This is a genomic window from Citrobacter sp. KTE151 (assembly GCF_000398845.1).
Classification (GTDB): domain Bacteria; phylum Pseudomonadota; class Gammaproteobacteria; order Enterobacterales; family Enterobacteriaceae; genus Citrobacter; species Citrobacter braakii.
Genome location: NZ_KB976068.1, coordinates 33931 through 47578, shown reverse-complemented (window position 1 = coordinate 47578; position 13648 = coordinate 33931). Strand labels below are relative to the sequence as shown.

Annotated in this window: 14 protein-coding genes; 10 read left to right on the top strand and 4 right to left on the bottom strand. The window is 54.0% G+C overall.

Annotation, left to right across the window (positions count from 1 at the left end; genetic code table 11):
* The first annotated feature begins 91 nt into the window (after nucleotides 1–91).
* The 6 genes from WC7_RS01410 to WC7_RS01435 all read left to right on the top strand — a co-directional run bounded on the left by WC7_RS01410 (nucleotide 92) and on the right by WC7_RS01435 (nucleotide 5964).
* A complete protein-coding gene (locus WC7_RS01410; RefSeq protein ID WP_016155191.1) occupies nucleotides 92–751 on the top strand; it encodes an AzlC family ABC transporter permease in 660 nt (219 codons plus the stop codon).
* Entirely contained in the window at nucleotides 751–1074 is a 324-nt protein-coding gene (locus WC7_RS01415; RefSeq protein WP_016155190.1) for an AzlD domain-containing protein, read from the top strand. Before WC7_RS01410 ends, WC7_RS01415 begins: the two co-directional genes overlap by 1 nt.
* 182 nt (nucleotides 1075–1256) lie before the next feature.
* Nucleotides 1257–1703 (top strand): PTS fructose transporter subunit IIA, encoded by a 447-nt coding sequence (locus WC7_RS01420; protein WP_016155189.1) that lies wholly within the window; start codon nucleotides 1257–1259, stop codon nucleotides 1701–1703.
* A gap of 10 nt (nucleotides 1704–1713) precedes the next feature.
* Nucleotides 1714–3159: a PTS fructose-like transporter subunit IIBC gene (locus WC7_RS01425; RefSeq protein WP_016155188.1), complete on the top strand. Its 1446-nt coding sequence runs from the start codon at nucleotides 1714–1716 to the stop codon at nucleotides 3157–3159.
* The gene (locus tag WC7_RS01430) at nucleotides 3149–4219 is read left to right on the top strand and encodes an aminopeptidase (RefSeq protein WP_016155187.1); all 1071 of its coding nucleotides are present in this window, start codon (nucleotides 3149–3151) and stop codon (nucleotides 4217–4219) included. Before WC7_RS01425 ends, WC7_RS01430 begins: the two co-directional genes overlap by 11 nt.
* Nucleotides 4219–5964 (top strand): putative frv operon regulatory protein, encoded by a 1746-nt coding sequence (locus WC7_RS01435; RefSeq protein ID WP_016155186.1) that lies wholly within the window; start codon nucleotides 4219–4221, stop codon nucleotides 5962–5964. Before WC7_RS01430 ends, WC7_RS01435 begins: the two co-directional genes overlap by 1 nt.
* Before the next feature lie 56 nt (nucleotides 5965–6020).
* Here the strand turns inward: WC7_RS01435 and WC7_RS01440 are convergent, their stop codons facing one another.
* Entirely contained in the window at nucleotides 6021–6233 is a 213-nt protein-coding gene (locus WC7_RS01440) for a YdgH/BhsA/McbA family protein (RefSeq protein WP_003825262.1), read from the bottom strand.
* Nucleotides 6234–6361: 128 nt separating this feature from the next.
* The gene (fdhD, locus tag WC7_RS01445; protein ID WP_049040549.1) at nucleotides 6362–7198 is read right to left on the bottom strand and encodes a formate dehydrogenase accessory sulfurtransferase FdhD; all 837 of its coding nucleotides are present in this window, start codon (nucleotides 7196–7198) and stop codon (nucleotides 6362–6364) included.
* A 194-nt stretch (nucleotides 7199–7392) separates the two neighbouring features.
* Between fdhD and fdnG the strand changes: the two genes are divergently transcribed.
* From fdnG to fdhE, 4 genes are read left to right on the top strand one after another with little or no spacing between them, the layout of a single operon-like run.
* Nucleotides 7393–10443 carry a formate dehydrogenase-N subunit alpha gene (fdnG, locus tag WC7_RS01455; protein ID WP_155849813.1) on the top strand — a complete coding sequence of 1017 codons (3051 nt, stop codon included), beginning with the start codon at nucleotides 7393–7395 and terminating at the stop codon, nucleotides 10441–10443.
* A 12-nt stretch (nucleotides 10444–10455) separates the two neighbouring features.
* Entirely contained in the window at nucleotides 10456–11358 is a 903-nt protein-coding gene (fdoH, locus tag WC7_RS01460) for a formate dehydrogenase O subunit beta (RefSeq protein ID WP_016155183.1), read from the top strand.
* Complete coding sequence (gene fdoI / locus WC7_RS01465) at nucleotides 11355–11990, top strand: formate dehydrogenase cytochrome b556 subunit (RefSeq protein ID WP_003028686.1); 636 nt, start codon at nucleotides 11355–11357, stop codon at nucleotides 11988–11990. The genes fdoH and fdoI overlap by 4 nt, the downstream gene beginning before the upstream one ends.
* Nucleotides 11987–12916, top strand: coding sequence for a formate dehydrogenase accessory protein FdhE (gene fdhE, locus WC7_RS01470; protein ID WP_003028685.1), 930 nt, complete (start codon nucleotides 11987–11989; stop codon nucleotides 12914–12916). Before fdoI ends, fdhE begins: the two co-directional genes overlap by 4 nt.
* Before the next feature lie 36 nt (nucleotides 12917–12952).
* Here the strand turns inward: fdhE and WC7_RS01475 are convergent, their stop codons facing one another.
* Together WC7_RS01475 and WC7_RS01480 are read right to left on the bottom strand one after the other, a co-directional pair.
* Nucleotides 12953–13327 carry a type II toxin-antitoxin system VapC family toxin gene (locus WC7_RS01475; protein WP_016155182.1) on the bottom strand — a complete coding sequence of 125 codons (375 nt, stop codon included), beginning with the start codon at nucleotides 13325–13327 and terminating at the stop codon, nucleotides 12953–12955.
* Nucleotides 13327–13569, bottom strand: a complete 243-nt coding sequence (locus WC7_RS01480; protein WP_016155181.1) for a ribbon-helix-helix domain-containing protein — start codon at nucleotides 13567–13569, stop codon at nucleotides 13327–13329. The genes WC7_RS01475 and WC7_RS01480 overlap by 1 nt, the downstream gene beginning before the upstream one ends.
* Nucleotides 13570–13648 lie beyond the last annotated feature (79 nt).

Sequence of the window (13648 nt, the reverse complement as noted above, 5' to 3'; positions counted from 1 at the left end):
ATGTTTTTTATATCGAACGAATTGTTCGACTTGTAAAGCCAATTGGTCGCGTTCATTATAATGGAAACTCGTTCGATATGGCTAAAACGGTATGAAACATTATTTTTCCAGTCTCAAAGGCGACACGATAAAAGCAATATTTTTAGTCTGTCTGGCCGTCGGTGTAGTCGGCATGTCATACGGCTCGCTGGCGATGGCCTACGGCTTCCCGCTGTGGGTACCGTTTGTACTCTCTATTACTGTGCTGGCGGGCGCGTCCGAGTTTATGTTTATCGGCATTATCGCCAGCGGTGGTAATCCACTGGCGGCTGCGGCTGCGGGTTTACTGGTTAACGCCCGACACGTGCCGTTCGGCGTCACCGTGCGCGATCTGGTGGGCACCCGAGCTGCCAGTTTCCTCGGCTGTCATATTATGAACGACGAAAGCGTAGTCTTTGGCCTGTCGCAAAAAACGCCTGAGCAACGTAAAGCCGCCTACTGGCTGTGCGGTCTGGGCGTCGCAATTTTCTGGCCTGTTGGCACCCTGATCGGCGCAGGCGTCGGCAAACTGCTCCCTGCCCCGGAAACCATCGGTCTGGATGCCGTCTTCCCTGCCATTCTGCTGGCTCTGGTCGTCCCGGCATTCAAAAACCGCACTACGCTGATTCGTGCCTGTAGCGGCGCCACGTTGTCGCTTGCCGCCATTCCCTTTGCGCCGGTCGGTTTACCGGTTTTGCTCTCACTCTTTGGCTTACTGACGAGGAAAAAATAATGGGCAACATGACGCTGTTTATCGTCGGTATCGCCATGTTATCTCTGGGAACATATTTAATGCGTTTAGGGGGAGCCAAGCTTGGAAGCCGTTTAGCGTTCTCAGAACGCTCGCAGGCGCTGCTTTCCGACGCCGCAACGGTATTACTGTTCTCCGTTGCGCTGGCGACCACCTTTTACGAGGGCGAACACTTTGCCGGAATGGCGCGCGTACTCGGCGTGGCTTTTGCGGTATTTCTCGCCTGGCGTAAGATGCCGCTGATCGTGGTGATCGTTGCCGCTGCGGTGGTAACCGCGCTGTTACGAATGGTGGGTATACACTAACTATATAATTACCCTGGCGAAATATTCATCAGGGTAATCACCTGTAGCGTTATGTGTTTTACCCCACAAAACCAGGCGCTAACTCTGCCTCAAATTGTCACTTCCCGCTGACATATTGCTGCTCATCTCTTCACCATCTCACCGTTAAAATCAAATCAAACAGTTTTTAACGGAGTCCCATCATGACAGCCCTTACAGCTAACTGCATTGACCTGAATATTCAGGGGAATAGCGTTTATGCCATCCTCAAGCAACTGGCGAATATGGCGCTTCAAAATGGCTACATCTCTGACCGCAGCGCCTTCCTGCAAACGCTGCTGATACGCGAAAAGCTGCATTCCACCGGCTTTGGTTCGGGCATTGCCGTCCCACACGGTAAAAGCGCCTGTATCACACGCCCCTTCGTCTTGTTCGCGCGCAAATCAGAAAAAGTGGACTGGAAAGCCAGCGACGGCGAGGACGTTAACTGCTGGATCTGCCTCGGCGTGCCACAAACGGGCGAGGACGATCAGGTCAAAATTATCGGCACCCTGTGCCGCAAAATTATCCATCAAGATTTCATCAACCAACTGAAGCAAGGCGACACCGACCAGGTACTCACCCTGCTCAATCAGACCTTAACCTCATAAGGAAGCGGCTATGGAGTCATCCTTGCGTTTAGTGGCGATTACCAACTGTCCGGCGGGTATCGCCCACACTTATATGGTGGCAGAAGCGCTGGAGCAAAAAGCGCGCTCGCTCAGCCATACGATTAAAGTCGAAACCCAGGGCTCAAGCGGCGTCGAAAACCGACTGACCAGTGAAGAAATTGCCGCTGCCGATTACGTTATTCTGGCTACAGGTCGCGGCCTGAGCGGCGAAGACCGGGCGCGTTTCGCCGGGAAAAAAGTCTATGAAATAGCCATTTCCCAGGCGCTGAAAAATATCGACCTGATTTTTACGCAGTTACCGACTCATTCACAACTTTTTGCCACTGATAGCAGCGTGAAGCTGGGAAAACAGGAGGTCCAGCACGGTAGCGTGATGAGCCACCTGATGGCTGGCGTTTCCGCCGCGCTGCCGTTTGTTATTGGCGGCGGTATTCTGGTCGCCATCGCTAATATGCTGGTGCAGTTCGGTTTGCCCTATGCCGATATGTCGAAAGGTGCGCCGTCGTTCACCTGGGTTGTTGAATCCATCGGCTATCTGGGCTTCACCTTTATGATCCCCATTATGGGGGCATACATCGCGTGGTCGATTGCCGATAAGCCCGCTTTTGCCCCAGCGTTTCTGGTGTGTTACCTGGCGAACGATAAAGGCCTACTCGGCACCCAGTCCGGCGCGGGGTTTCTCGGCGCGGTCGTACTCGGGCTGGCAATTGGCTACTTTGTGCTTTGGTTTCGCAAGGTTCGGCTCGGCAAAGCGTTGCAGCCGCTGCTCGGCTCCATGCTGATCCCGTTTGTCACTTTGCTGGTGTTTGGCGTACTGACTTATTACGTCATCGGCCCGGTGATGTCCGACATCATGGGGGGGCTGCTGCACTTCCTGAACACCATTCCACCATCAATGAAAATGGGCGCAGCCTTCCTCGTTGGCGCAATGCTGGCATTTGATATGGGCGGGCCAATCAATAAAACAGCCTGGTTCTTCTGCTTCTCACTGCTGGAAAAACATATCTATGACTGGTACGCCATCGTCGGCGTGGTGGCGCTGATGCCGCCCGTCGCGGCAGGTATCGCTACCTATTTAGCGCCAAAACTGTTTACCCAGCAGGAGAAGGCCGCCGCCAGCAGTGCGATTGTGGTGGGTGCCACCGTCGCCACCGAACCGGCAATCCCCTATGCGCTGGCCGCGCCGCTGCCGATGATTACCGCCAATACGCTCTCCGGTGGTATTACCGGCATGCTGGTCATCGCCTTTGGAATCAAACGTCTCGCGCCGGGTTTAGGTATCTTTGATCCGCTGATTGGCCTGATGTCTCCGGTGGGGTCATTTTACCTGGTGCTGGCTATCGGTCTGGCGCTGAATATTTCGTTAATTATCATCCTGAAAGGATTGTGGCTGAAACGTAAAGCCGCACAGCAGGAGCTTGCCCATGAACATTGAGTTACTTCAGCAGTTATGCGAAGCCAGCGCCGTCAGCGGTGATGAGCAGGAAGTTCGCACTCTTCTCATTAATGCGCTGGATTCCAGCGTCGATGAAATCACTTTTGACGGCCTCGGCAGCTTTGTCGCACGCAAGGGCAACCGTGGGCCGAAGGTTGCCATCGTCGGTCACATGGATGAAGTGGGCTTTATGGTCACGCATATCGACGAAAGCGGCTTTTTGCGCTTCACCACCATTGGCGGTTGGTGGAGCCAGTCGATGCTGAACCACCGGGTCGCCATCCGTACCCGCAAGGGCGTTAAAATCCCTGGCATAATCGGCTCCGTAGCACCGCACGCCTTAACGGAAAAGCAGAAACAGCAACCTCTGACATTTGACGAAATGTTCATCGATATTGGTGCCAACAGCCGCGAAGAAGTAGAAAACCGCGGAATTGCGATCGGTGATTTCGTTAGCCCGGAAGCCAATTTCGCTCGTTGGGGCGAAGATAAGATCGTCGGCAAAGCGCTGGATAATCGCGTCGGCTGCGCCCTGATGGCCGAGCTTTTACAAACCGTGGATAACCCTGAAATTACCCTGTACGGCGTGGGCAGCGTGGAAGAAGAAGTGGGTCTACGCGGGGCGCAAACCTCAGCGGAGCATATCAAGCCCGATGTGGTGATCGTGCTGGATACTGCGGTTGCGGGCGATGTGCCCGGAATCGACAGCATTAAATACCCACTCAAGCTTGGCGAGGGCCCAGGGCTGATGCTGTTCGATAAGCGCTATTTCCCTAATCAGCAGTTGGTTGCCACATTAAAAGCGTGTGCAGAAAACAGCGGTGCGTCATTGCAGTTTTGCACCATGAAAACCGGGGCGACGGACGGTGGACGCTATAACGTTATGGGCGGCGGTCGTCCGGTGGCGGCACTATGCCTGCCGACTCGCTATCTCCACGCCAACAGCGGCATGATTTCCGCATCGGATTACGACGCGCTGTTTACGCTGGTGCGGGAACTGCTCACCTCGCTGTCGACCGAAAAGGTCCGCGCGCTTACTGACTTTCGCCGGGAGAGTTAATGCTTTCGGAACGCCAGTTAAAATTGGTGGATCTTCTTGAACAGCAGCCGTGTTTGCTGGGCGACCTGGCGCGGCAAACTGGCGTTTCAGGCAGAACCATCCTGCGCGATATTGACTACCTCAATTTTACCCTCAGCGGTAAGGCCCGCATTCAGCCCGGTGGCAGTGCGGGCTATCAGTTGGAAATTGTCGACAGACGCGGTTATTTTCAGCTTCTGCAACGCCATGATAATGATGACCGGTTGCTGGCCTTTCTTCTGCTCAATACCTTTACACCTCGTGTACAGCTGGCTTCGGCGCTCAATTTACCTGACACCTGGGTGGCCGATCGTCTCCCGCGGTTGAAGCAGCGCTATGAGCGGGCCTTTTGTCTTGCCAGTCGCCCGGGCGTCGGTCATTTCATTGATGAACCGGAAGAAAAGCGCATTATCCTGTTGGCGAATCTGCTTAAAAAAGATCCCCTCTTAATTCCACTGCCGGGTATTACCCGGGACAACATCGACAGGCTCAATGCAGCATGTGAAAAACTTAATGAATTCCCGCTCATCTCGGGAGAGTACCTGGCAAGTCTGGTGCTGGCCGTCTATGCCCTGCGTAACCAGCTCTCCGGGTCATGGCCGGAGTGTCGGTATGTATCACTGAAAAACGCGGTGGAACAAGGAGGAGTCTACCTGGGCGAGAACGCCTTCAGAACACTGATCGGCCTTCTGGAAATCAGACAACGGCAGGCAATGACAATCTCTGCCGATGCGGTGACCTTGTTGTTAAAAAGCGTTCCCGGCATCGCTGCGTTGAACGTTATCGATACCCAACTGGTTGATAATATTACTGGCCACCTGCTGAGATGCGTCTCTGCCCCGGTTTGGGTACCGGAACATCGCCAGAGCAGTATGCACAACCTGAAGTCGACCTGGCCTGCCGCCTTCGATTTGAGTCTGCGTTTTATTGCCCTGTTGCGTGAAAAACTGGATATCCCACTGTTCGATAGCGACCTCATCGGGCTTTACTTCGCCTGCGCCCTGGAGCGCCATCAAAACGAGCGCCAGCCGGTCATTTTGTTATCCGACCAGAATGCTATCGCCACCATCAACCAACAGGCCATTGAGCGAGATGTTCTGAATTGTCGGGTGATCATTGCGCGAAATACGAGTGAAGTCAGCGCCATCAGTGAAGAAATCACCCCACTGTTAATCATCAACAATAGTCACTATTTACTTGATGAATCTATAAAAAATACCTTAACCATCAAGAATATCATCACCGCTGCGGGTACCGAGCAGATTAAACACTTCCTCGCGACGGCCTTTATCCGCCAGCAGCCCGAACGTTTCTTTTTACAGCCGGGCAGCTTCCATTACGCCAATATGAAGGCCGAAAGCTGGCAGAGTATCATCGGCCGGATCTGCGGCCAGCTTGTGGCACAGAGCCATATCACCGAGGACGAAGCGCTGCGCATTTGCGCCCGGGAGTATGAAGGTGAAAACCTGATCGTGAATCGCCTGGCGATTCCTCATTGCTGGAGCGAACAGGAGCGCCGCTTTCGTGGTTTCTTTATTACTCTCGCACACCCTATTCTGGTGAATAACGAACCGGTCAGCCATGTTCTGATCGCCTGTGCCGCCGCCGAGGCGCGGCATGAGCTAAAAATCTTCAGTTATTTATCCAGCGTGCTGAGCAGCCATCCGGCAGAAACTATTGCGGGATTGAAAGACTATAACGCGTTTATCGCATTGCTCAGGCAGTGAATGCCGGAAATGAAAAAAGCGCCTCAAGGGCGCTCTTTCGACAGTACTGAGGTATCTTATTTCAGCAGTTCAGCGGTCATGTGCACGCGGTTGCCGGTGTATGCCTGAGTGATTTTATAATCGCTGGCACCTGCACGTTCAGCCTGAGCGGCAATTTTTGCTTCAGCGCTTTCCAGTGTAGAACCGGTTGCGGTAACTGTCTGAGCAGCGAAAGAACCGAAAGAAGTAGCCAGAGCGATAACTGCGACAAAAGTTTTGATGCTTTTCATGATATAAACCCTTTAACTTAGTTGTTTGATTAAGGCACCATGCCTTGATGTGATAAATAATAGCCATCTCATCGCACAACTAAAAGCGGAAGGATTTGCCAGTCTTATTCAAATTAATTGAATACCGGTTACTCAGTTATCAGACGCTCGGGATGTGTATAAATCGTCGCCCGGCCCGGTTTGCAAAAACCCACCAGCGTCAGGTTACAGCGTTCGGCAACTTCCACAGCGAGCGTTGTCGCCGCAGAAACAGCAAACAGGATTTCCACGCCGCACATTGCCGACTTCTGCACCATCTCGTAGCTGGCGCGGCTGGAGACTAATACCGCGCCCTGCTGCCAGGTTTCCCCTTCGATCGCACGTCGTCCCAGCAGTTTATCCAGCGCAACATGACGTCCAACATCTTCATGCCCGCCCGCCAGATGACCTGACGGCTGTACCCAGGCAGCCGCGTGCGTGCAGCCTGTCAGTTGCCCAACAGGCTGGAAATCAGGGAGATGCCTTAAGGCGTTATCGAGATGCGCCAGATTGAATGTCTGGGTAAACGGCAGCGGCTGAACCGGTTTGCCAATATCATTAAGTTGCTCCACGCCACAAACACCGCAGCCAGTCCGACCGGCCAGTGCGCGACGACGCTCTTTCAACCCCATAAAGCGCCGGCTGGACAGCTCAACCTGCACTTCTAATCCGTTGCAGGAAGGCACCACGTCCATCCCGTAAATATCTTGCGAGGACTCAATAATGCCTTCAGAAAGTGAAAAACCCATCGCGAAGTGCTCAAGATCTTTCGGTGATGCCATCATCACCACGTGTGAAATCCCGTTGTATACCAGTGCCACAGGCACTTCTTCAGCTACCTCATCTGGCTGAGGATGTTGCAAGTCCTCGCGCTTCCAGAGGGTCAACTGACGAGATCCTGTCGGAGATGTCACATTCTTGATGTTTTCTTGAATAATCTTATTCACTTTCTTTTAACCGTATTGGAACACGCATACCAACATTGTGGTATTCTTTACAAACCCCTCCTGGACGGAGGGAAATTCACCCAATTCTGGACCTTTGCGGTCCCGTCCGCAAAGAAAAATAACAACCACTTCCCTCGCGTTCGCGTTATAGGAAAACGAAGGGAACGTGACAATGTCGAAACAAGGAGCGAACCATGCAGGTCAGCAGAAGGCAGTTCTTTAAGATCTGCGCTGGCGGTATGGCAGGCACCACGGCAGCGGCACTGGGCTTTGCACCCGGCGTAGCGCTAGCGGAAACACGGCAATATAAATTGCTGCGCACCCGCGAAACCCGTAACACCTGCACTTACTGTTCCGTTGGCTGTGGACTGTTAATGTACAGTCTCGGTGACGGAGCAAAAAACGCCAAAGCATCCATCTTCCATATCGAAGGGGACCCGGATCACCCGGTGAACCGTGGCGCACTGTGCCCGAAAGGGGCAGGACTTGTGGACTTCATCCACTCTGAAAGCCGCCTGAAATTCCCGGAATACCGCGCACCTGGCTCTGATAAGTGGCAACAGATTAGCTGGGATGAGGCATTTGACCGCATCGCTAAGCTGATGAAAGAAGATCGCGACGCTAACTACGTTGCACAAAACGCCGAAGGCGTAACCGTTAACCGCTGGCTTTCCACCGGGATGCTGTGTGCTTCCGCTTCCAGTAACGAAACCGGCTATTTAACACAAAAATTCTCCCGCGCGCTTGGTATGCTCGCGGTCGACAACCAGGCACGCGTCTGACACGGACCAACGGTAGCAAGTCTTGCTCCAACATTTGGTCGCGGTGCGATGACCAACCACTGGGTCGACATTAAAAACGCCAACCTCGTTGTGGTGATGGGCGGTAACGCCGCTGAAGCTCACCCGGTCGGGTTCCGCTGGGCGATGGAAGCCAAAATTCACAACGGCGCGAAGCTGATTGTTATCGATCCGCGCTTTACGCGAACCGCGGCGGTGGCTGATTTCTATGCTCCGATTCGTTCCGGTACTGACATTGCTTTCCTGTCAGGCGTTTTGCTGTACCTGCTGAACAACGAAAAATTCAACCGCGAATACACTGAAGCCTATACCAACGCCAGCCTGATCGTGCGTGAGGATTACGGTTTCGAAGATGGCCTGTTTACCGGCTACGACGCGGACAAACGCAAGTATGACAAAACCAGTTGGAACTACGAACTGGATGAAAAAGGCTTCGCCAAACGCGATGTCACCCTGCAACACCCGCGCTGCGTATGGAACCTGCTGAAACAGCACGTCTCCCGCTACACGCCGGACGTCGTAGAAAATATCTGCGGTACGCCAAAGGCCGACTTCCTGAAGGTCTGTGAGTACATCGCAGAAACAAGCCGCCCAGATAAAACCGCGTCGTTCCTGTACGCACTGGGCTGGACGCAACACTCCGTTGGTGCGCAGAACATCCGTACCATGGCGATGATCCAGTTGCTGCTTGGCAATATGGGGATGGCAGGCGGCGGCGTTAACGCCCTGCGCGGACACTCTAACATTCAGGGTCTGACCGACTTAGGTCTGCTGTCACAAAGCCTGCCGGGCTACATGACGCTGCCAAGCGAGAAACAAACTGACCTGCAAACTTACCTTGCCGCCAACACGCCAAAACCGTTGCTGGAAGGCCAGGTGAACTACTGGGGCAACTACCCGAAATTCTTCATTTCGATGATGAAAGCCTTCTTTGGCGATAAAGCGACAGCAGAAAACAGCTGGGGCTTCGACTGGCTGCCGAAGTGGGATAAAGGGTACGACGTCCTGCAGTACTTCGAGATGATGAACCAGGGCAAAGTGAATGGCTATATCTGCCAGGGCTTTAACCCGGTCGCATCATTCCCGAATAAAAACAAGGTTGTGGCTTCACTGTCCAAACTGAAGTTCCTGGTTACCATCGACCCGCTCAACACAGAGACCTCCACCTTCTGGCAGAACCACGGTGAGTCGAACGATGTTGACCCGTCGAAAATCCAGACCGAAGTCTTCCGTCTGCCGTCCACCTGCTTCGCCGAAGAGAACGGTTCTATCGTCAACTCCGGTCGCTGGCTGCAGTGGCACTGGAAAGGTGCGGATGCCCCGGGGATTGCCGTTACCGATGGTGAAATCCTCGCCGGTATCTTCCTGCGTCTGCGCAAGATGTATGCCGAACAGGGTGGCGCGAACCCGGAACAGGTGCTGAGCATGACCTGGAACTACTCCACACCACACGAACCGGCTTCGGAAGAAGTGGCGATGGAGAGCAACGGTAAAGCCCTGGCCGACATTACCGACCCGGCCACCGGTGCCGTTATCGTCAAGAAAGGCCAACAGCTTAGCTCGTTCGCCCAACTGCGTGACGACGGTACCACCTCCAGCGGCTGCTGGATTTTTGCCGGTAGCTGGACGCCGGAAGGCAACCAGATGGCACGTCGCGATAACGCCGATCCGTCAGGCCTTGGCAATACGCTGGGCTGGGCATGGGCGTGGCCGCTCAACCGCCGCATTCTGTATAACCGCGCCTCCGCTGACCCGCAGGGGAATCCGTGGGATCCAAAACGTCAGATCCTGAAATGGGACGGGGCGAAATGGAGCGGGATGGATATTCCTGACTACAGTGCCGCCGCGCCGGGCAGCAACGTTGGGCCGTTCATCATGCAGCCGGAAGGGATGGGACGCCTGTTTGCTATCGATAAGATGGCAGAAGGTCCGTTCCCGGAACACTACGAGCCGTTTGAAACGCCGCTGGGGACTAACCCGCTGCACCCGAACGTTATCTCTAACCCTGCCGCACGTATCTTTAAAGGTGACGCGGAAGCACTGGGTAAAGCGGATAAGTTCCCGTACGTCGGTACGACCTACCGTCTGACCGAGCACTTCCACTACTGGACTAAGCATGCGCTGCTTAACGCTATCGCCCAGCCGGAGCAGTTTGTGGAAATTGGCGAGAAGCTGGCGAATAAGCTCGGTATCTCTCATGGCGATACCGTCAAAGTCTCCTCTAACCGTGGCTACATTAAAGCCAAAGCGGTGGTGACCAAACGTATTCGCACGTTGAAGGCCAACGGTCAGGATATCGACACTATCGGTATTCCGATTCACTGGGGCTACGAAGGTGTGGCGAAAAAAGGCTTTATCGCTAACACGTTAACGCCATTCGTCGGTGATGCGAACACGCAGACGCCGGAATTTAAGTCCTTCCTCGTGAACGTGGAAAAGGTGTAACGGAGACGACCTATGGCTTATCAATCGCAAGACATCATTCGTCGTTCCGCCACTAACGGTTTCACCCCCGCGCCTCAGGCGCGGGACCATCAGGAAGAGGTGGCGAAGCTTATCGACGTCACCACCTGTATCGGCTGTAAAGCGTGTCAGGTGGCGTGTTCAGAATGGAACGACATCCGTGATGAAGTGGGCAACAACGTTGGGGTGTACGACAACCCGGCTGATTTGACCGCTAAATCCTGGACGGTAATGCGCTTCTCGGAAGTGGAACAAAACGACAAACTGGAGTGGCTTATCCGCAAGGATGGCTGTATGCACTGCGCCGATCCGGGCTGCCTGAAGGCGTGTCCGGCCGAAGGAGCAATCATTCAGTATGCCAACGGTATCGTCGACTTCCAGTCCGAGCAGTGCATCGGCTGTGGCTACTGTATCGCGGGCTGCCCGTTCGACGTGCCGCGCCTCAACCCGGAAGACAACCGCGTTTACAAATGTACGCTGTGCGTTGACCGTGTAGTGGTTGGACAAGAACCAGCCTGCGTGAAAACGTGTCCAACCGGCGCTATTCATTTCGGCACTAAAGAGTCGATGAAAACGCTGGCCGGTGAGCGCGTGGCGGAGCTGAAAACGCGTGGTTACGAAAACGCGGGTCTGTACGATCCGGCAGGCGTTGGCGGTACGCACGTGATGTACGTATTGCACCATGCGGACAAGCCGAGTCTGTACCACGGCCTGCCGGAGAACCCGGAAATCAGCGCCACCGTGAAGTTCTGGAAAGGCATCTGGAAACCTCTCGCAGCCGTCGGCTTTGCAGCGACATTTGCGGCCAGTATCTTCCACTACGTCGGCGTAGGCCCGAACCGTGCGGAAGAGGAAGAAGACAATCTGCATGAAGAAAAAGACGAGGTGCGCAAATGAAACGACGTGACACCATCGTGCGCTACACGGCGCCGGAACGCATCAACCACTGGATCACCGCCTTCTGTTTCATTCTGGCGGCAGTGAGCGGGATGGGTTTTCTCTTCCCGTCTTTTAACTGGCTGATGCACATCATGGGCACGCCGCAACTGGCGCGAATTGTGCACCCGTTTGTCGGCGTGATCATGTTTGCCTCGTTTATCATCATGTTTTTCCGTTACTGGCACCACAATCTAATCAATCGGGATGATATCTTTTGGGCGAAGAATATTCGTAAGATTGTCGTCAACGAGGAAGTAGGTGACACGGGACGTTATAACTTCGGCCAGAAATGCGTATTCTGGGCGGCGATTATCTTCCTGGTCCTGTTGCTGGTGAGCGGAGTGGTCATCTGGCGTCCGTATTTTGCGCCTGCTTTCTCAATCCCGGTGATCCGATTCGCGTTAATGCTGCATTCATTTGCCGCAGTAGCGTTAATTGTGGTTATCATGGTGCACATTTACGCCGCCCTTTGGGTGAAAGGCACCATTACCGCGATGGTGGAAGGATGGGTTACCAGCTCATGGGCGAAGAAACATCACCCGCGCTGGTACCGTGAAGTCCGCCAGAAACAGGAAAAGTCATCTGAATGAGTATTCGCATAATCCCGCAAGATGAGCTGGAGAAGAGCGAGAAACGCACGGCGGATATGATTCCGCCGTTATTATTCCCCAGACTCAAAAATTTGTATAACCGCCGCGCTGAACGTCTGCGCGAGCTGGCCGAAAACAACCCGCTGGGTGATTACCTGCGTTTTGCCGCGCTAATCGCTCACGCGCAGGAAGTGGTGTTGTACGACCATCCGCTGCAGATGGATCTGACCGCTCGCATCAAAGAAGCGAACGATCAGGGCAAACCGCCACTGGATATCCACGTTCTGCCACGCGACAAGCACTGGCAAAAACTGCTGCAATCGCTAATTGCTGAGCTGAAGCCGGAAATGAGCGGCCCTGCGCTGGCCGTGATCGAGAATCTGGAAAAAGCCTCGGAGCAGGAGCTGGAACTGATGGCCAGCGCGCTGTTTGCCTCCGATTTCGCCTCCGTCAGCAGCGACAAAGCACCGTTCATTTGGGCTGCCCTATCGCTCTACTGGGCGCAGATGGCGAGCCTGATCCCCGGCAAAGCCCGTGCGGAATACGGCGAACAGCGTCAGTACTGCCCGGTGTGTGGTTCAATGCCGGTCTCCAGCATGGTGCAAATCGGTACCACTCAGGGGCTGCGCTATTTGCACTGCAACCTGTGCGAAACCGAGTGGCACGTGGTGCGCGTGAAGTGCAGCAACTGCGAGCAGAGCCGTGATTTGAACTACTGGTCGTTGGATAACGAACAGGCGGCCATTAAAGCTGAAAGCTGCGGCGATTGCGGGACTTACCTGAAGATTCTCTATCAGGAAAAAGACCCGAAAGTCGAGGCCGTAGCCGACGATCTCGCTTCACTGATGCTGGACGCACACATGGAGCAAGAGGGCTTTGCCCGCAGCTCCATCAACCCGTTCCTGTTCCCGGGTGAAGGGGAGTAAGTTCTTCGCACTACCGGGCGGCGCAGGTCGCCCGGGTTATAACGTATACGGTGTGACCACGCCGGATATGCCTGCAAAATCCCTGGTATTACGCGTAACCAGTGTAAGACGATGAATCTGCGCAGTGGCCAAAATGATGGCATCCGGCAATTTCATCCCATATTCCTGCCTGATACTCACGCTTCGTTCAGCAATATCCTGTGAAACACCGATCACATTAAAAGCGCCTAGCGCAACGCGTGTGCGAGATTCCTGATGATATTTTTTTGCGCCCACCATCAACTCCATCCATGTAATGAGGCTGATTGCGTTCTGCGGCGGCCATGTTTCTATCGCTAGTTTTGCTTCACTTCGCCCGCTAAACAGGTCGATGAGGATGTTGGTATCAAAAAGCGCAGATCCTGTGACCATTACCATTCCTCACGGAGTTTACGCTGATAATCAACGCCATCTTCCTCACAACCTTGCCATAGCCCAAGAGCACGTGAAATTGTCGTTTCAGCTTGATCCTGCCTCTCAAGATACTGTTCAACAGCCTCCCGCAAAAGCTCGGCCCGCGGCAGATTACGCTGCACCTTGAGATCATCAAGACGTTTGATCACTTCGTCTGATAAATCGAGTAAAATTCTGCCCATATCCATCCCAGCCATCATACTCACATATACCTCCAGTATATCATTGGCGATTAATTCCCACACAACATACACCCGAGAAAAGCGAGAAAATAGCCTT